The sequence below is a fragment of the Microbacter margulisiae genome (assembly GCF_014192515.1).
Lineage (GTDB): Bacteria > Bacteroidota > Bacteroidia > Bacteroidales > Paludibacteraceae > Microbacter > Microbacter margulisiae.
Map to the genome: position 1 here is coordinate 124,614 of NZ_JACHYB010000001.1, position 18,524 is coordinate 143,137.

At 39.2% G+C, this 18,524-nt stretch carries 12 protein-coding genes and 1 pseudogene; 4 read left to right on the forward strand and 9 right to left on the reverse strand.

The genetic code is table 11. From position 1 onward, the window contains the following. Positions 1–7 precede the first annotated feature (7 nt). The 4 genes from FHX64_RS00530 to FHX64_RS00545 all read left to right on the forward strand — a co-directional run bounded on the left by FHX64_RS00530 (position 8) and on the right by FHX64_RS00545 (position 6,927). Positions 8–751 carry a nitroreductase family protein gene (locus FHX64_RS00530; protein WP_183413480.1) on the forward strand — a complete coding sequence of 248 codons (744 nt, stop codon included), beginning with the start codon at positions 8–10 and terminating at the stop codon, positions 749–751. 709 nt (positions 752–1,460) lie between these two features. Continuing rightward, positions 1,461–2,846, forward strand: coding sequence for an oxygen-independent coproporphyrinogen III oxidase (hemN, locus tag FHX64_RS00535; protein WP_183411890.1), 1,386 nt, complete (start codon positions 1,461–1,463; stop codon positions 2,844–2,846). Positions 2,847–2,871: 25 nt separating this feature from the next. Further along, positions 2,872–4,257 (forward strand): protoporphyrinogen oxidase, encoded by a 1,386-nt coding sequence (gene hemG / locus FHX64_RS00540; RefSeq protein WP_183411891.1) that lies wholly within the window; start codon positions 2,872–2,874, stop codon positions 4,255–4,257. 411 nt (positions 4,258–4,668) lie between these two features. Beyond that, complete coding sequence (locus FHX64_RS00545) at positions 4,669–6,927, forward strand: mechanosensitive ion channel family protein (protein ID WP_221202108.1); 2,259 nt, start codon at positions 4,669–4,671, stop codon at positions 6,925–6,927. A gap of 145 nt (positions 6,928–7,072) precedes the next feature. Here the strand turns inward: FHX64_RS00545 and FHX64_RS00550 are convergent, their stop codons facing one another. The 9 genes and pseudogenes from FHX64_RS00550 to FHX64_RS00590 all read right to left on the reverse strand — a co-directional run bounded on the left by FHX64_RS00550 (position 7,073) and on the right by FHX64_RS00590 (position 18,516). Then, positions 7,073–8,359, reverse strand: coding sequence for a nucleotide sugar dehydrogenase (locus FHX64_RS00550; protein ID WP_183411893.1), 1,287 nt, complete (start codon positions 8,357–8,359; stop codon positions 7,073–7,075). 193 nt (positions 8,360–8,552) lie between these two features. After that, a complete protein-coding gene (locus tag FHX64_RS00555) occupies positions 8,553–9,572 on the reverse strand; it encodes an SDR family oxidoreductase (protein ID WP_183411894.1) in 1,020 nt (339 codons plus the stop codon). Between the two features lie 21 nt (positions 9,573–9,593). Continuing rightward, positions 9,594–11,942 (reverse strand): GumC family protein, encoded by a 2,349-nt coding sequence (locus FHX64_RS00560; protein ID WP_183411895.1) that lies wholly within the window; start codon positions 11,940–11,942, stop codon positions 9,594–9,596. A gap of 60 nt (positions 11,943–12,002) precedes the next feature. Beyond that, the gene (locus FHX64_RS00565) at positions 12,003–12,797 is read right to left on the reverse strand and encodes a polysaccharide biosynthesis/export family protein (RefSeq protein WP_183411896.1); all 795 of its coding nucleotides are present in this window, start codon (positions 12,795–12,797) and stop codon (positions 12,003–12,005) included. A gap of 222 nt (positions 12,798–13,019) precedes the next feature. Next, positions 13,020–14,957 (reverse strand): polysaccharide biosynthesis protein, encoded by a 1,938-nt coding sequence (locus tag FHX64_RS00570; protein WP_183411897.1) that lies wholly within the window; start codon positions 14,955–14,957, stop codon positions 13,020–13,022. 462 nt (positions 14,958–15,419) lie between these two features. Then, positions 15,420–16,061: a hypothetical protein gene (locus FHX64_RS00575; protein ID WP_183411898.1), complete on the reverse strand. Its 642-nt coding sequence runs from the start codon at positions 16,059–16,061 to the stop codon at positions 15,420–15,422. A 289-nt stretch (positions 16,062–16,350) separates the two neighbouring features. After that, positions 16,351–16,584, reverse strand: coding sequence for a four helix bundle protein (locus FHX64_RS00580; RefSeq protein ID WP_183411899.1), 234 nt, complete (start codon positions 16,582–16,584; stop codon positions 16,351–16,353). Positions 16,585–16,844: 260 nt separating this feature from the next. After that, positions 16,845–17,264 (reverse strand): annotated as a pseudogene (locus tag FHX64_RS00585) (DegT/DnrJ/EryC1/StrS family aminotransferase); the annotation flags it as partial. Positions 17,265–17,271: 7 nt separating this feature from the next. Then, complete coding sequence (locus FHX64_RS00590) at positions 17,272–18,516, reverse strand: IS4 family transposase (RefSeq protein WP_183411901.1); 1,245 nt, start codon at positions 18,514–18,516, stop codon at positions 17,272–17,274. Positions 18,517–18,524: the final 8 nt, after the last annotated feature.

Below are 18,524 nucleotides of genomic sequence, written 5' to 3' on the forward strand. Positions count from 1 at the left end.
TGCCATGATGGATGTTTTACAAAACCGGACAACAATTCGAAAATATAGTGATCAGTTGATTGCACCTGAATTGTTGAATGAATTGCTGGCAGTGGCTTGCCGGGCAGCAAACACAGGCAACATGCAAGTTTACAGTATCGTTGTTTCCCAGTCGCATGCAATAAAAGAGGCTTTGGCTCCGGCACATTTTAATCAGCCGATGGTGATCGAAGCGCCTGTTGTATTGACGTTTTGTGCCGATTTTAACCGTTTTAATAAATGGTGTTTGCTACGTGATGCAGAGCCTGGTTATGATAATTTTCTGTCGTTTATGACGGCTGCTATTGATGCACTGTTAGTTGCTGAGCATTTTTGTGTGGCAGCCGAGAGTAACGGCTTGGGTACTTGTTATCTGGGGACAACTATTTATAATGCCCAACAAATTATCGACGTGCTGCATTTGCCGAAGTATGTGGTGCCAATGATTACCCTGACAGTAGGATATCCGGCTGAAACGCCCGCTCAGGTTGACCGGTTGCCATTGGAAGGTGTGGTGCATTTTGAAACATATCAACCATATAGCGAGGAGGATATTGATCGCATCTATAGTTATAAGGAAAGTTTGCCTGAAAGCCTCCAGTTTGTAAAGGAAAACTATAAAACTACGCTTGCACAGGTATTTACTGATGTGCGATATCCGAAGACGAATAATGAAACATTTTCTGCCATGTTGATGGATGTTTTGAAGAAGCAGGGATTTCTCAATGATTGAAGGATTGAAGGATTGAAGGATTGAAGGTTATAACTTCCTTTAGATTGAAGGATTGAAGGTTGTAACTTCCTTAACTTCTTCTTCAATCATTTGGCGTTTAAAAGTCCCTTTAGGGATTTAGGGTAAATTTCAGATTTTCAGATTTCTACTATATTACTGTCTACCAACTACTACACTACTTGGCAGTTGTCATCTTCTTTAACTTCGTGCTGTTTTTCAGTTATTCAGTTATTTGATTCTTCCAACCCCACCCGCTTCGCTCGTCCCCTTTAACCAAAGGGGACAGCACTTGAGCATCATGTTTCGGCAACCATGGTAGCCTTAGCTTGCTTGACAGATTCCTCTTCCCTTCTGACAAATTGAAGGATTGAAGGATTGAGTGATTGAGGGTTCTAACTTCCCTAACTTCCATATTTTCAGATTTCCATTGTCAACTGTCAATTGTCAACTGTCAATTGAATACGTCTTCCCGTAACTTCTTTAACTTCTGATTCTCAGATTCCTACTATCTACCGTCTACTAGCTACTAAACTACTTTGAGGGTTGTCATCTTCTTTATCTTCCGGTTGATTTATCATTCAGTGATTTTGTATACCTTTATGTACTTTTTCATAAGCCGGATATAGTCTGTTTTACGGCATAAAATATATTGATTACCAATACTATAGTCTGATTATGGCTTTTCCGGCTTCTATAATTTCAATAAATTATGAGCCAATTATTGTTAGATCATGAGTTAATAAAAAAATACGATCGTCCCGGTCCCAGATATACAAGCTACCCACCGGCAAACTTTTTCAAACCTTCTTTCGATCCTACTGACTATGTGGAGCTGTTACAAAAATCAAATTGTACGCAGCCTCATAACATGTCGTTCTATTTTCATGTTCCTTTCTGTCCTCAACTTTGCAATTTTTGTGGTTGCAACAGTGAACTGATGCGGGACAAGGTAAGTGTTGAGCGTTATTTTACCATATTACAAAAGGAATTTGTAACAGTAGCAACTTATCTGGATGCTTCGCGGCCTGTTTCGCAGATTCATTGGGGAGGAGGCACTCCAAATGGTGTTCCGATGCATTATATCACTGATGTGATGAATATGGTACGTTCTCATTTTCAATTGTCGTCCGATGCGGAGGTGGCTATGGAATGCAATCCTGCTTACATGACGATGGAGCAGATTGAGCAGTTAGCGGCGTTAGGCTTTAATCGCATCAGCCTCGGGATTCAGGATTTTGATTCGAATGTCCTTTCCATCATTCACCGACGTTCTTCAAAACTGCCTGTTGAAGACGTGATAAAAGCCCTGCATGCGAACAGGATGCAGGTGAATCTTGATTTTGTTTATGGATTGCCGACACAAACACTGGATAAGTTTCAGAAATCGATAGATAAGGCTATTCATTTAAACCCAGAACGTATTGTTACCTTTTCTTATGCCCATGTCCCTTGGGTCAAATCAGCTCAGAAGGAACTTGAACAGTATGTTTTACCTTCTGCAAATGATAAGTTGTCGCTGTTTCATATGGCATATGAACGTATAACGGATGCCGGCTATGAAGCTATTGGTCTGGATCATTTTGCACGTCCGCAGGATGAAATGGCACAGGCATTACGCAAGCACACCTTACACCGAAATTTTATGGGGTATTGCACGGTAAATCATGCAGGCCAGGTTTATGCGTTCGGAGCTTCATCCATTACGCAAATTGAGGATGCATATGTACAAAACAATAAAAATACGGATGCTTACATGGATATTATTGCCCGTCAGGGAATTGCTCCAGATAAGGGATATCTGTTGACGGAGCATGACAAGGTATGCCGTTTGGTGATTGAGGAACTGATGTGTAATCAGTTTATCGATCTCGATCAGCTTGCCAAACAATTATCAATCTCTTATGAAGAGCTGCTTAATATTACTACATTTTCTCCCGAAAAACTGCAATCGATGCTTGATGATCATTTAGTGACCTGGTCGAATCATCAGTTGACTGTTTTACCTCCCGGAAGAATGATTCTGCGGAATGTAGCTATGTTGTTTGACCCTTTGCAGCAGGCTGATTCGACCATGCGTTACTCCCGTACACTCTAAACTGAAATCAAAAAGAAACACAGATATGGAATTAAAAACAGATATTGTGGTGGTTGGAGCCGGCCTTACCGGCCTTACCACAGCTCATTATTTACAGAAGTATAAACAATCATTTCTCGTTATTGAACAGGCAAAACAAATTGGTGGAGCCATACAAACAGGTGAAGAAAACGGCTTTATTTATGAAAAAGGGCCAAGCACAGGAGTAATGAACAATGAAATTGTTCGTGAAGTCTTTGAGGATGTAAAGGCCTATTGTTCGCTCGAATGGGCTGCTAATAGTGTAAATAAGCGCTTTATCCTGAAAAATAACCGGTGGAGATCTCTGCCTGCAGGCGTCATCGGAGGTATAACGACTCCTTTGTTTCGTTTTTCGGATAAAATCCGTTTATTAGGAGAACCCTTCCGCAAACCAGGCATCAATCCAAATGAAACACTGGATCAATTGGTGAAAAGAAGGATGGGAAAGAGTTTTCTGGAATATGCGATCGATCCGTTTATCCTGGGGGTTTATGCAGGCGATCCCTCTTATCTGGTTCCACGTTTTGCTTTGCCAAAGCTATATAATCTGGAACAGAAATATGGCAGCTTTATTGGTGGCTCGGTAAAGATGCAACTGGAGAAACGGAAATCGGGAGAGAAAAAGCAACCCAAGCAGCCACACCGGATATTCTCTGCAAAGGAAGGCCTTAGCCATTTAACTCATGCATTAATGCAATCTGGTGGTGCAGAGAAATTTATGCTGGGCATACAGAATATTACGATTATGCCTGCCGAAGGCAGCCATTTCAATGTCAAAGGTGTTTTACCTGATGGAGAGGATTTACTGATTCAGGCTCACCAGGTCATTACAACAACCGGAGCTTCATCGTTGAATGGATTATTGCCTTTTATAGAACCATCTTTTATTCAAAGTATTACCAATCTGTTGTACGCCAAAGTTGTACAGGTCGCTGTAGGCTTTAACCGGTGGGAAGGTTCGGTGATTGATGGATTCGGAGGATTGATTCCTTCAAAAGAAGGCAAATTGGTGCTTGGTGTTTTGTATCCTTCTGCCTTTCTTTCAAAGCGGGCACCTGAGGGAGGTGCTTTGTTATCTGTTTTTATGGGAGGCGTACGCCACCCGGAGGTATATGATATGGATGACGAGGCCATTTATCAGCTTGTTGAGACATCTTTGCAGGAATGGATGGGTTTGGCTTCTTTTCATCCTGATTTGTTTCGTGTATTTCGTTATCAGGAGGCTATCCCGCAATATGGCGCTGATTGCGAAGCCCGTTTTATTGCTCTGGACAGGTTGGAACATCAGTATCCTAACTTACACATAGGTGGTAATTTACAAGGAGGTATTGGTATGGCCGATCGGATTAAACAGGGCAAGCAATTGGCAGAGAAAGTTGCAGGCAAATGATTGAATAATAAAATAGCAGAAGTTAAAAAAGATTATAAGATAATAACCTCAAAGTAGTTTAATAGTTGGTAGACAGTAGGTAGCAGGAAGCTGGAAATCAAAATTTAAAGAAGTTATGAGAAGGTGAGAAGTTGAGGAAGAACCAGCAGTATTACCAACACATTTCCGGGCTTTCAACTTTACATCTTAAATTTTCAACCGTTGTTCTTTTTCGACTTTTAGTTCCTTATGAAAAAACGGACGATTCTTTATATCATCTTAAGTATGGGGATAATAAGTTGTGTCTATTCACAAACTATTCAACCTCAGAGCACAGCGAACCCATTATCTCATCTGTCGCATAGCGATAGTGTGCAAAAAAAACATACGGATGCTTTACTGGCATAGAAACGTGCACAGCGTTTGAGGCTGATGTTGGCAGTTGATACACTTACCATGAGTGATTACATGATGAGCATGGATCGTGTAAATGATAAATTGAATGATATTGCTGATAGTGCCAGATTGGGATTTGAAGTGGAACGGATGGATCATATGCTTGATCTTATAGCAAATAATATCACTCTGATCCGTCTGAATATGGGGCGTCGTCGTTCGGGGACAAACATTAAGAATCTTTATCTTTATCAAAGCTTTGCGTCCAATTTTAATGCTCAGAATGACAGAATTGAGGCCCGGCTCGATAAGATGTATAACACGGTGTATCGTGCCAAGTTACGTCTCAAAACAGTTATGTCTGATTCTATTTTCCGTATTTTGTGTGCTGACAGTAGTCTTCGACACACTTTTAGCCAGAAGCTGATTCGTTTGGAACAAAAATGGAGTAGGGTGGATAGCCTGACTGCAACCGGTGTAAATACATTGAATGGCTTAAAGGTGAAAGTGACCAATAATGCTATTACCTTGTCGGACATGCTCAACTTCATGAATTACCGATTGGATAAAGCCGGACAACAACTGTTTGCGAAAGAAACTAATTTCTTTTGGCAAAAATCTTTACCCGATACGCTTGCAACGACGAAGTCCAAATCGATTGTCAATATTTTCGAGAGCGAACAAAAAGCGGTGAATTATTATATCAGTCAGACTTCACGGCAGCAAGGTCTGATTGTAACCATTCTGATACTATTATTTGTATGGTTGTTTCAGAAACGCAAACAGCTAAAGGCATTCCGGAAAAATGATGAAAAGTTTGCTTTCTTGCATTTACGATACCTTAATACTCATCCGGTTTTATCCCTTTTTATCGTGGTATTGAGTATTATGCCTTTTTTTGATGCCTATGCTCCAACTTCTTATATCTCAGGTGAATCATTGATCTTATTGGGAGTGGTTTCAACTATTATGTTTGCAAAATGGGATCGTTCCAAATGGTTTGTCTGGTTGATATTGGTCGGATTGTTTATAGCGGTAGCCAGCTCTGATTTATTCTTTGCTCCCGCTTTCCCTCAACGCTTGTTGCTGTTATTGCTGCATATTGCTATCGTCATAGCCGGGTTGCGTTTTCTTCGGAAAATGGCAAAAGAAACGGTTTATTACAGGCTGAGTAAGTTTGCCATCATCGTAGGCATTGTATTAGCATTCCTGGCTATGGTGAATAATATTTTCGGACGGTTTTCCCTGTCGCAAATCTTTGGTACTGCGGCTATCTTCGCTATAACACAGGCTATAACGTTGCCGATTTTTCTGGAAATTGTGATTGAAATATTTTTACTGCAATTTCAATCCGCACGATTGAAGAAAGGGAATGTCAAGCCTTTTGAGACAACGATTCTGGTTAATAAAATCCGATTGCCATTACTCATCATCCTGAGTATTCTCTGGGTTATCATGTTAGCTTCCAATCTTGACATATATCATTATGTTTACAGCACCATTCATGATTTTCTGACAAATCCCAGGGTGATTGGCAGTATCTCTTTCAAATGGGCAAGCGTCCTGTTGTTTTTTGTGATCATCTGGATGGCTCATATCTTACAAAGACTGATTACCTTTTTGTTTGGAGAGACAGGTTATGATCTGGATGATATCACAACAGCAACAAAAGGTCAACATTCGCGCCTGTTGGTTACGCGATTGCTGGTGCTGATCGGAGGATACCTGCTTGCAATAGCTGCATCCGGTTTACCCATTGATAAACTGACGATTATTATTGGTGCTTTAGGTGTTGGTGTCGGTATGGGATTACAAAGTATCGTCAATAATTTTGTGTCAGGTATCATTTTAATTTTTGACGGTTCACTGAAGATTGGAGATGAAATAGAAGTGAATGGACAGGCAGGAAAGGTAAAAGAGATTGGGTTGAGGGTTGTGACTATTAATACAGCCGATGGAGCTGAAGTGATGATTCCTAATGGGACCATTCTTTCGCAAAACATTGTCAACTGGACTTACAGCAATGACCAGCGACGGGTGGTGCTGGATTTTTCATTATCGGGTAATGAACTGGATACCAATGTTATTAACGATGTTATTAATGATGTCGTCAGCAAATTGCCGAATGTGATTGCAAAAAATAAGCCGGTAATTTTGTTTACAAAGGTACATCAGGATACCTGTTGGCTTACAATTCGTTTCTGGAGTACCATTACGAATGTGGAACAAGTGAAAAGTGCAGCTATGCTGCAATTAAATGCTGCCTTTAAGGATAAGAATATAAAAATGGAGTAATGAGGGAATTGATTTGAAAATCTCAGGTTAACCCAGGTTGGGAGCTCCAAAAAATCAACATAACCAGAGTTAAGAAATCGGAACAATAAAACTTACATATTCCGATTTCTTTAACTTGCATATATTCAGATGTATGACTCAGTGATCACAATCGTCCGTCCACCAGATCAGTATCCAGCATCCCTTTGACGTCATAGATAATGCCATTTTCTTTTACTAACGCTGATAAGTTAAGTGTAGCAAATGAGTTATGCGCAACAGCCAGAATAATGGCATCATATTTCTGATCAGGGATATCTGTAGAAATAGCTACATGATAAGCTTTCTGTACCTCTTGGGGATCTACCCACGGATCGTAAATTGTGACTTGCGCAGAATATTCGTGGAGTGTACGTGCAATATCAATGACTTTCGTATTACGTACATCAGGACAGTTTTCCTTAAAGGTGAATCCCAACAACAAAACCGAAGACCCCATCACCTGAATTTTTTTCTTCAGCATTAAATGAACTACCTGGTTGGCAACGTATTCACCCATCCCGTCATTCATCCGACGACCAGCCAGAATAATTTCAGGATGGTAACCGTACTCCTGAGCTTTTTGTGCCAGATAATAAGGATCCACGCCTATACAGTGTCCACCTACTAATCCAGGCTTAAAAGGCAAAAAATTCCATTTGGTTGCAGCAGCCTCAAGCACAGCCTGTGTATCAATACCCATCCGGTTGAAAATCTTGGCCAGTTCATTGACAAAAGCAATATTAATATCGCGCTGGGAGTTCTCAATCACCTTTGCAGCTTCGGCCACCCTTATGGATGGAGCTAAATGAGTCCCGGCCACAATGACCGAACAATAAAGCGCATCCACCTTTGCCCCTGTTTCAGCCGTTGAACCTGAGGTTACTTTTTTAATCCGTTCTACAGTATGTTCTTTATCTCCGGGGTTAATCCGTTCGGGAGAATATCCGGCAAAGAAATCTTTATTAAAGGTTAGTCCCGAAATTTTTTCAACTACAGGAACACATGTTTCTTCGGTAACGCCTGGATAAACCGTAGATTCATAAATAACGATATCTCCTTTTTTGATCACTTTCCCTACTGTTTCACTGGCTTTTACCAGAGGAGTCAGATCTGGATTATTATGTACATCCACAGGGGTAGGAACGGTAACGATAAAATAGGTACAATCACGGATATCTTCCAGATTGGAAGTGCAGAATAGACCTTTCGATCCCATGGAGGGTGCCTGTGACACCAATGCTGACTGCAGTATGTTGCTATCCACTTCCAGCGTAGCGTCAATACCATTCATTAAAGCATCTACCCGTGCCTGATTTACATCAAATCCTATTACAGGATATTTTGTTGCAAAAAGACGTGCCAGAGGCAGTCCTACATATCCTAACCCAATGATTCCAATTTTAATTCCCATAAAATAATATAATTTTATTCTCCAATACCATTAATTTTAGATACTTCGCTTTTTGATTTATTCTGTTATTTGATCCTTCAGTTATTTGATTTCTACCGTCTGTCAACTCTTTTCTACTGATTGATCTTCTTCCTTAGCTTCCTCCTATTTTATTATTCAGTTATTGGATTCCTCCCGTCTACTAGCTACTAAACTACTTGGCAGTTGTTATCTTCTTTCTACTGGTTAATGTCGTTTCATAATACCATTTCACAGCTTCTTTTAGTCCTTCCTGAAAGAAGAAAAGAGGCTGATATCCGAGCAGCTTCTGTGCCTTTTCAATACTGGCTAACGAATGAGGAATATCTCCGGCACGGTTTTGCCCATGCTGGATAGTGATTGAAGCTATTGCGGGATCATATTCACTTAAATACATCTTCAGATATTCGGCCAACTGGTTCAATGTGGTTCGTTCCCCGCAGGCGGTATTATACACAGTATTAACAGCATCTGGACGGATAGCTGACATCGCCAGTAAATTCATCAACAACACGTTATCAATATAGGTAAAATCACGTGAATAAGATCCGTCTCCGTTGATGACAGGCGATTCATGCTGCATCAGTTGTTTTACAAACAAAGGAATGACAGCAGCATAAGCTCCTTCCGGGTCCTGTCTGCGTCCAAACACATTGAAATAGCGGAGCCCTATGCTTTCCAATCCGTAAGTAGTGGCAAACACATCTGCATATAGCTCATTAACATATTTGGTAATAGCATATGGCGATAATGGACGTCCAATGATTTCCTCCCGTTTGGGTAAGGATGCTGAATCACCATAAGTTGAAGAACTGGCGGCATAAACAAAGCGTTTTACTTTAGCATCACAGGCAGCAATCAGCATATTTAAAAAACCTGTCGTGTTGACTTCATGCGTCGTGAGGGGGTCTTTGATGGAACGGGGAACCGATCCCAAAGCTGCCTCATGCAATACGTACTCAACACCTTCAACCGCTTTTTTGCAATCTTCAGGATTACGGATATCTCCTACGATCAGTTCGAAATTGGGATGTTGCAGTGCCGCAGACAAGTTTCCCCAATGGCCTGTACTGAAATTGTCCAGACACACCACCCGATGTCCCTGTTGTAATAACAAATCACATAAATTACTGCCGATAAATCCTGCTCCTCCGGTTACTAAAATTACCGTAGGCTCTATATTTGGAAAATTCATTTGTTACTGAACTTATGAGTATTATTTTTTTACTTCGTGTGGATTAATTTGATGTTCTTTCCTATAGTGATAACCATACCCATATTGATGATTTTGGGCTTCGATGTCATTCAGAAGAAGGTACATTGGCTTAAGGGAACCGTCATTGGCAAGACGCTTAATATAATCCATATCTTCCCGATCCGTGTACCCTGATCTACAGATATATAAGGTAATATCAGTTATTCGTTGTAGCAACAATGTATCCGACACTGCACCCACTGGAGCGGTATCCACAATGATGTAATCATATTCAGGTTTTAGCGTATTAATAAGATTATCAACTTGAGATCTCATGATAAGTTCATTGGGATTTGGTGGAATCATTCCACTGGGTAGGACATCCAGATTTGGGTAATCTGCTAATGGAGTAATTAATTTATGTACATCGTTCTCATTTCCGATTAAGTATGTTGTTACTCCTTCATCTGTAGACATCCCAAAGAACTTTGTAATTTGGGGACTACGCAAATCAAACCCCAATAACAATACTTTCTTGTCTGCCATCGCTAATGTGATAGCTAAATTTGCACTTACTATGGTTTTCCCTTCACCATGTTGCGTGGAGGTTATTGTAATCACTTTTTGAGAAGGAGAATCGAATACGAATTTTAATTTAGCGCGTAATAATTTGTATAGCTCTACAGTATATTCATTTCTACAGGCAGTCAATATTTTAGAATCTCCTTGGATGTGTCCCAATTCGGCGAATACATTTATACCAGTAAGGGTTTCCACCTCTTTTGTTGTATGGATTGTTGGATCGATCCAATCTTTTATTAAAATGATCACAACAGGAATGGCTATACCAATAGCGAGAAATAGGAGCATAATGATAGATGCATGGGGGGTGATCTTCATTGCGTCTTCTGCGCTGTCGATTACTCTGGCTTTAGGGACTGTCACAGCCATTGTCAACGATGCGTCTTCTCGTTTTTGCAAAAGATATAAATATAATTCTTCTTTCACTTTTTGTTGACGCTCAATTTCCAGATATTCTCTTTGTTGTCGGGGAATATCTTTAATTCGTGACCCCATGATGGTGTTTTGTTTTCCCAAATCCTGCAGTGTAATCTGAATACCTCGTCGGGTATTTACAATGCTGGTTAAAATGGCTTTACGCGCATCTTCCACCTGATGATTTAAAGCAATCAGGGCTGGGTTGTTCGACGTAGAATTGCGGGCTATTCGTTCTCTTTCAAGAACCAGTTCATCATAAGTATTGATGACTGCGATTAAACCGACGTCCGTTAAGCCCAGGTTGGGAACTAACGCATTGTTGTATTTTGGATTCTGGACGAATTTCTCTACATAATCAATCAAATGGAGCTGTGTCTCTGCTGTTACGGTTTGTTGCTGGTAGCTGTTTGCATCTTGCAAAAAGAGACTGGCTTCCGAATCAATATCGACCAAATTGTTCGCTTGTTTAAAATTTTCAGCCTGTTGTTCTACATCGCTAAGTTCCCCGGTTAATACTTTGAGTTGTTCATTGATGAAACTTGCTGTACTTAGTGCGGATTGATTAAGCTGTTCTATTGCATCCTGGTTATAGACGTCTATCAGGGTGTTAAGAATATCTTCTCCTTTCTGCATACTTCCTGTCAAGATCGTCAAATCGATTACATCGGTTTGTTTGCCCACGTCTGTTGTTAAGGCTGATGATGCTAAATTTTTAGCAACGCCGATTGGATTATTAATTTGTATATATAAGCGTTCCGTAGGTAATTCAAATCCAAGACGTTGCTTTAGTATGATTGTTCCAACAGGTGTTTTTAAAATGACTGGGAACTTTCTGATAGTCCACAACTGAACTTTATTACCATAATGCACTTCAGCCGTTAGCGTATGGTCTGTTGCCGGTGAGACATCAATCAGAAGTGTCTCGTGAAGATGCTTGAGCAATGTGCTGTCTATTTCTGCAATCAGAGGTGAAGAGATATATAGTTCTTCTTTATGAAAAAATCGATCATGATAATAAGTTGTATAAAGCTTAAGACGATAAACCACTTTTTTCATCATGTTACGTGAATGAATTACCTGTTCTTCGTCATTGACCATAGGGGGATTATCTGTTATTCCCAGTTGTCCAAATTCATTCACCACAGACATAGCATTCATTTGTCCATTTTTTGATTGATCTATGATCAGGATAGAGGCTGTGCTTTGATAACTGCTGGGTAAGGTATGTACATAGATATAACCGGCTATTAGAGCGATGATCATTGAACCCACAATCCATCTCCAGTAGCCTATGAGCTTTTGATATAATTCCCGGAAATCAAAAGGCGTTTTCTGTGTAAATTCGGATGGTTCTTCTGTATATTTTTCCATGAGTATAAATGCTACAAATAAAAGTCAGATCAATAATTATTCAACAAAACAATAAGTTGATTAATGTTTTGCCAGGGTAACTACTAATGAGGCTAACGAAATCAGGGTTCCGACAATAGAGATCGAAATGGTTTCGGCTGTACTGAACGCAGACGATCTGGCTTTGGGCTTATTCGGTTGAACATAGAGAATGTCATCTTGTTGAAGAAAGAAATATGGCGATTTTATAATGTTTTTATCGGTTAAGTTCAATCGGTATGTTTCCCGTTTTCCATTACTATCCTGACGTATCAATAGGACATTGTTCCTTTTCCCGAAGATGGTCATATCGCCTGCCATGGCAAGTGCTTCAAATACGCTGATTTGCTCATTGTTCACTGTAAATACCCCCGGGTGAGCCACTTCTCCCAGTACGCTGATACGATAATTGGCATAACGCACGTTAATAATAGGAATTTCTTTCATGTAGTGAGGGTAAATATCTGATTTAAGCGTTGATTCCAATTCCATTTTCGTCATTCCTTCTGCATGGATTTTCCCGATAACAGGAAATGTGATATTGCCATCCAGATCGACTAAATAGGTTTGTAAGGCAACAGCAGTCGTAGCCGAAGTGGTATTTACCATATTGCTTGCCGGCGTCGGAACCAAAGGTAAATTGAATGGAATGGATAATTCAGGGGTTGGTGTGTTAACGGTAATGATCAATAAATCACCTATCTTAATTTTTTGGGATGGCACGATTACCGTGGTGTCATTCAGATTTGGATAACTTCCTGATTTTTGCGCATATACAATCTTTTTTTCAGCATTGCATGAGGTTAGTAGCAATGTAATCAGAAGTAGACATCCCATTTGCCATTTGAATAACCTTCTACCCTTCAAGTGCGATTTCTGTGTGTATAAAAGCATAGCCTTTTGTGTTGTGCGGTTGTGTTGAGATATCATTATGTATATCCTTATTGATTACGTTTTACAAAGGTAACGGTTTCTTATTATGCTCCAATTCAAATTGTCTTTTCCAAATTGATTTTGAGGTCATCTTTACGTGTTGATCCTTAATTCTCTGCCTTTTGGTTAGGGTGTCTCAACCATTTTTTTCTGATCCAGTTGTTCATAAATGGAATTCAAACTGAGGAATTCAGGCACCAGATCTTTCATTTTTTGTACCACCTGGATAGTTTTCATCTCATACGCCAAAGCAATCAACTCTTCAATCCTTTGTGAAACTTCCTCAAACCGGAATTCGGCAACCTGGGCTACCATTATTTTTGGATGGGTAGTAGGTTTGGTTATTTCCTGATTGTTAAGCAGCTCTTCATACAATTTTTCTCCTGGCCTCAACCCTGTATATACAATTTCAATATCTTTTCCCGGAATGAATCCTGCCAATTGAATCATATTCCGGGCTAAATCGTCTATTTTTACCGGTTTCCCCATATCGAAAAGATAGATTTCCCCATTTTCTCCATGTACACTTGCCTGAAGAACCAATCGGCATGCTTCTGGGATAGTCATAAAATAGCGGATAATATTTTTATCGGTTACCGTTACCGGACCTCCGGCTTCAATTTGTTCCTTAAATCGGGGAATAACTGATCCGTTCGATCCCAATACATTTCCAAACCGGGTAGTGATGAATTGAGTCGTGCTTTTTTTAGGGTCAATATGTTTAGCTAACGATTGTACATAAATCTCAGCAATTCGTTTGGAGGCTCCCATCACATTACTAGGATTGACAGCTTTGTCAGTTGAGATCATCACAAACTTCTCGGCGTTGTATTTTAGGGCGCAACCAGCTACATTTTTTGTTCCGAACACATTCGTCAAAATGGCCTCAGAAGGATGCCGTTCCATCATGGGAACATGTTTATAGGCAGCTGCATGATATATAATTTCAGGATGATATTGACGGAACAGCTTTTCCATGCATTCATTCCGTTTAACATCACCAATGACCGGGATGATATTAATGTCCCGGCAATGATCCGACAGGTAAGTCTCTATTTCATAAAGAGGGGTTTCCGCTATGTCGAATAAAATGATGGTTTTGGGTTCAAAGCCGGCAATCTGTCTTACAATTTCACTTCCTATCGAGCCGGCTGCTCCTGTTACCAGAATGTTTTTACCTTTAATGTCATGTTGTATATCCAACAGGTCGATTTTAATTTCTGTCCTTCCCAGTAAATCTTCAATCTGTATAGGTCGAATGGAGTGCTTGTCTTTTTTTTCTTCCGTCCATATCTTAGGCGATCGGGCTAACAAAATTTGTAAGTTAAGCAGTATGCCTGCTTGCACCAAACGATCTTTTTCTTCCAATAAATCATTCTGGGTTGAAAAGATTAATGACGTCACTTTGTACGAATGAATGATTGATTGCAGTGAATCTTTTTTGGCAAAGAAGATAGGAAGATCCAGAATGCGTTGATTACAGGCATTGGAATCCGGAGTAATAAAACCGGTTATTTTATAGGGAGATTGACGGTTATTGTTGAGCATCTGGGCTATAGCAACACTATCAGCATCAATGCCGAACATTAATCCGGCAGAACGGTTGTTTTCATGTGACGAAGCCGTTATGTAATGGTAGATACGGAATATAATATAACGAAAGATGATTAAACTGAAAAAAGTGAAGGTGCTGATTTTGATCAGCAGTGAAAATAAAATACCTGAAAGATGATGGGGATAGATTAGCTGCAGAAACAGGTAAAACAATAGATTGGAGATAAAAACTGCTGTAATGATACGTCCGATTTCATGATAAGAAGAGTAGCGGATTACCCCATGGTGTGTTTTGAGAGAAATATAAGTGATCAGACATAAAAACAGATATACAAATAAGGTATAAAACGTCGGTAAAGACGAGTTCTCAAGTGCGTACGTCGTTTGCATGATCCAGAACGAAAACGCAAATGCAAAGGCAGATAGAAAAAGATCAATACATAAAATAATCCATCGGTTAGTATAGCGTGATATCAGTATTTTAGAAATGCGCAATTTGAAGTCATTCATTGTCTGTGTATGTAAAAGAGCTCTTGTAATTTTGAATATGGTTATGCGGTTGTTTCGTTAGCTAGTGGTAAAACGTGTGATTGTTTTGTGCATGCGCACATCTGTCGTACCTATTTTTCGTAAAAGCTATTTATGACTTTTCAACCTTACAAAAATAAATCTTCATTTTCAATATTGGTCAATCGTAACTATAATTATAAACTGGAAAACTGATTATATTAAAACTTTAATTGCTTGTATATTATGGAGTTGTTTGTTATTGAGAGTGAGAGGATATGGAAATCTGTTATATTTGAATTTTTATGCATATTTTGTTCTGTCTATATAAGGGATCAAAGTAAATGGATAGGCATTAAAATCTTTTTTCTCCTCCACGTCTAGCTTGGGGGAAAATACAATGGATACTGTTTGTGGTATATGCTTAACGACAAAAAAAATAGGCGTATGAGTTTATTCCATTTCTTAATAGCCCTGCACTCCAAAATAGTAAGTAAATCCAAGTGAGAATTTTGTTAAATTATCTATGTAGTGCAGGTTGTATGTCAGTGAGTGGTCAAAGATAAGATTCTGACTGATTTCACCATTGATTGCAAACTGTTCATTTAAATGAAAATTAAGCACTATTCCCCCCCTTATTATAGGGGTGTATCCTGCGGCAATATTTACCGTGTGGTTATATGCCAGTTTAGCTCCATATCCTGCCCCCACAAAAAATTGGTAATCAAATAGTCTGTCAGGATAATATCCATATAAATAATTTTTGAGGTTATACATTAAATCAATATTGGTATGAATCGTTATCATTGAGATTACCCCCGATCCCGGATCCCATCTAAGATTTTCCCATCCCAGTTGTCCCCGTATTTCCCATATCGGGTCGATTAAATAGCCGACATCAAAATCGGATTGGAGGCTACAACTTGACCGGAGAGAGAAAGGAGCCCGAACCAGATGAGGGGTCCCGTCTGTCGTCTGAACATTGTAAGTAGAATAGCTATTTAATCCCGAATATAAAGAAATAGCCCATTTCGAATCGCTTTGGCTTTTTACAACAGGAATTAGAGTAAGAAGCAAAATATTCAATATAAAGATTTTCTTATACATGGAAGTGAAATTTAAATATTATGTATGCTTTAGGTATACTTAAAGGGAGGAGTGTAATATAATTAGTTGTCGTAAGAATGGTTTGTGTTGTTTTAGTTTGGTTGTTGAGTTGTGAAATGATATATTCATTCCAACTGTAAATATAGTAATTTTTTATGTGTGAACTTATCTTGATCGCCCCGCACCCGCTCCCAAAAATGATAAATTCAAGACGGCTTCAATATGATGTCTAAAGTCAAATGTATATCTGATGCTTTTCGATCTGCTGTTTGTTATTGGTCTTTCGGCTTTAAACCGCCATTTGCCGTTTTTTCTTCAACTTATCAATCAGTTTTTGTAGTGCCAATGAAATATTTATGACGCTTTTTTTCAAGGTAGTGGCATCCTTATTGGAACAATAATTCAAGTCCTCACAAAGATAGAGCATACTCCGAACTTCTCCACAACTCCCTTTTGTAGTGTACAAATAACGAATAAACAAACCATCTGTCCCTGATTCTGAATCCTCTGCAATGTTATTCATAATAGAGACACAGCCCTTTGAAGCTGATCCCTGAATCCATAATCTTTACAATTTACAGTCACAGAATAAACATTTTGTACTAACAATCTGGCATCCTGCTAAACTCTTAATTCTTCAAAACATCGCATATTTTAATAGTCTTATTCTTTTGACTGCCGTTTGCTGTTTCTCATTAAACCTTACACCTTAAACTTTCAACCCGCCGTTCTCATTAAACTTTACACCATAAACTTTCAACCGCGGTTTTCTCCTTTCGCCTTTCACGCCTGAAGTTTCTCAAACACCTCAACCACTCTATTTATATCTTCATCGGATAATACCGGACTGGAAGGAAGACACAACCCTTTTTCAAAAAGCTTTTCAGAAGTACCATCTCCATAAAACGGAGCATCAGCAAACACGGGTTGCAAATGCATCGGTTTCCAAAGGGGACGGGTCTCAATATTGGCTACCTCCATGGCTAAGCGAAGATCTTCACGTGTGAAACCCGCCTTATCAGCATCTACCTGAACACACGTAAGCCAGAAATTCGATTGATACTTTTCGGATGGATTTTCAGGCAATGTGACACCACGTATCCCCGATAACCGATCTCGATAAATGGCATGAATCTCTCTCCTGCGCGCGATATGACTATCTAAAACTGTCATCTGTCCCCGTCCGATCAATGTCATTAAGTTAAGGCCATCAGAAAGTATTTTTATTGTTTTTCAGCAACTTCGGTTTACCTCTTTTTCTGTATTTGTCAGTATCTCTTTCAAATCTTCTATTTGGTCGTATTGGTATCGTGTGTTTTTTAAACAACGCTTTGAGTTCTGATACTATTTCGTTCATATCCTTTTCCGAGAAAAACAGTAAAATTATCCTGTCTTTGAGAAAGCCGTATGATAAATTGCTATTGACTTTGTATTGATATTGATATTTGGTTGATTCTTTGGCTAATTCATCATTTATGTCTCCAACGATTAAACTCTGAACGTTTGACACAAATAAGGCTGCATAAAAATCCTGCAATATACAATGCTCTGAATAGCCTGAAAAATGTTCTATTTTTATCTTGTTCTTCAATTCATCATAAAACGTTTCTACTCCCCACCTTAAAAAATACAGTTCTTTAAATAAAGAGACTGGATATTTTTTTGAATCAAACAAAGAAGTTATCAGTATTTCTATTTCTCCATCAGGTAGTTCAACCCGAACCAACCGAACTTCTTTGAATGCATTCTTCGAATACGGTTTATCCGACAGTTTTATGTTCTTTCCAGGTTGCATTCGAGCAATAGCTGACTGTAGTCCACTCTGGTAAAATTCCCGGGTGAGGTTACTAAAATCAGCTTTAACCCGGATGAGAAAATCTACTCCTTTTTCAAAATGCTCATAAATCAAATTGAAAGAAGGATAACCTCTATCGTAAATAATCAAGTCGTTAGCTTTTGCAAAAACCAAATGATTCAACGCCAAAACACTCTCTCCAGTTGACAGTGGAGCTAAAACACCATCCAGGACAAACCGATTCAAAACATCGTACAATACCGATATTCTTGCCTGTACCACTCCTGTTTCAGATTGGTTTTTAGTCCTGCCATAAATGCTTTCCAACTCCTGAGTATCGGGCAAAACCAATCTTGACCCATCAATAGCCAACAACCTAAATCCATTCCAGAGCTTTATCGATGCATCATTGTCTGTATAAAACTCCTCAATCAAACTATCTGAAAGTGATTTAAATACTTCAGGTTTTATTTTTTTTCGATACTGTACAAAAGCACTTTTTGTAATACCATTTATCGAAGCACCAGGCATATTGTACTTTATGAAACTAATAAAGTTAGCTATCTCAACCGAAAGACTTTTAGTGAGAAAATTTATCATAAAGACAATGGTGCTGTGAAATGATTGCTTCCTGTTTCTTGTAAAATCTGTCTCTAACATTCTGAACT

Bases quoted from the DNA above. Each gene is read 5' to 3' on its own strand.
- FHX64_RS00575 (WP_183411898.1), bottom strand. From the start codon at position 16,061: ATGTATAAGAAAATCTTTATATTGAATATTTTGCTTCTTACTCTAATT.
- FHX64_RS00560 (WP_183411895.1), bottom strand. From the start codon at position 11,942: ATGGAAAAATATACAGAAGAACCATCCGAATTTACACAGAAAACGCCT.
- FHX64_RS00580 (WP_183411899.1), bottom strand. From the start codon at position 16,584: ATGAATAACATTGCAGAGGATTCAGAATCAGGGACAGATGGTTTGTTT.
- FHX64_RS00555 (WP_183411894.1), bottom strand. From the start codon at position 9,572: ATGAATTTTCCAAATATAGAGCCTACGGTAATTTTAGTAACCGGAGGA.
- FHX64_RS00530 (WP_183413480.1), top strand. From the start codon at position 8: ATGGATGTTTTACAAAACCGGACAACAATTCGAAAATATAGTGATCAG.
- FHX64_RS00550 (WP_183411893.1), bottom strand. From the start codon at position 8,359: ATGGGAATTAAAATTGGAATCATTGGGTTAGGATATGTAGGACTGCCT.
- hemG (WP_183411891.1), top strand. From the start codon at position 2,872: ATGGAATTAAAAACAGATATTGTGGTGGTTGGAGCCGGCCTTACCGGC.
- FHX64_RS00570 (WP_183411897.1), bottom strand. From the start codon at position 14,957: ATGAATGACTTCAAATTGCGCATTTCTAAAATACTGATATCACGCTAT.
- FHX64_RS00565 (WP_183411896.1), bottom strand. From the start codon at position 12,797: ATGGGATGTCTACTTCTGATTACATTGCTACTAACCTCATGCAATGCT.
- FHX64_RS00545 (WP_221202108.1), top strand. From the start codon at position 4,669: ATGTTGGCAGTTGATACACTTACCATGAGTGATTACATGATGAGCATG.
- hemN (WP_183411890.1), top strand. From the start codon at position 1,461: ATGAGCCAATTATTGTTAGATCATGAGTTAATAAAAAAATACGATCGT.
- FHX64_RS00590 (WP_183411901.1), bottom strand. From the start codon at position 18,516: ATGTTAGAGACAGATTTTACAAGAAACAGGAAGCAATCATTTCACAGC.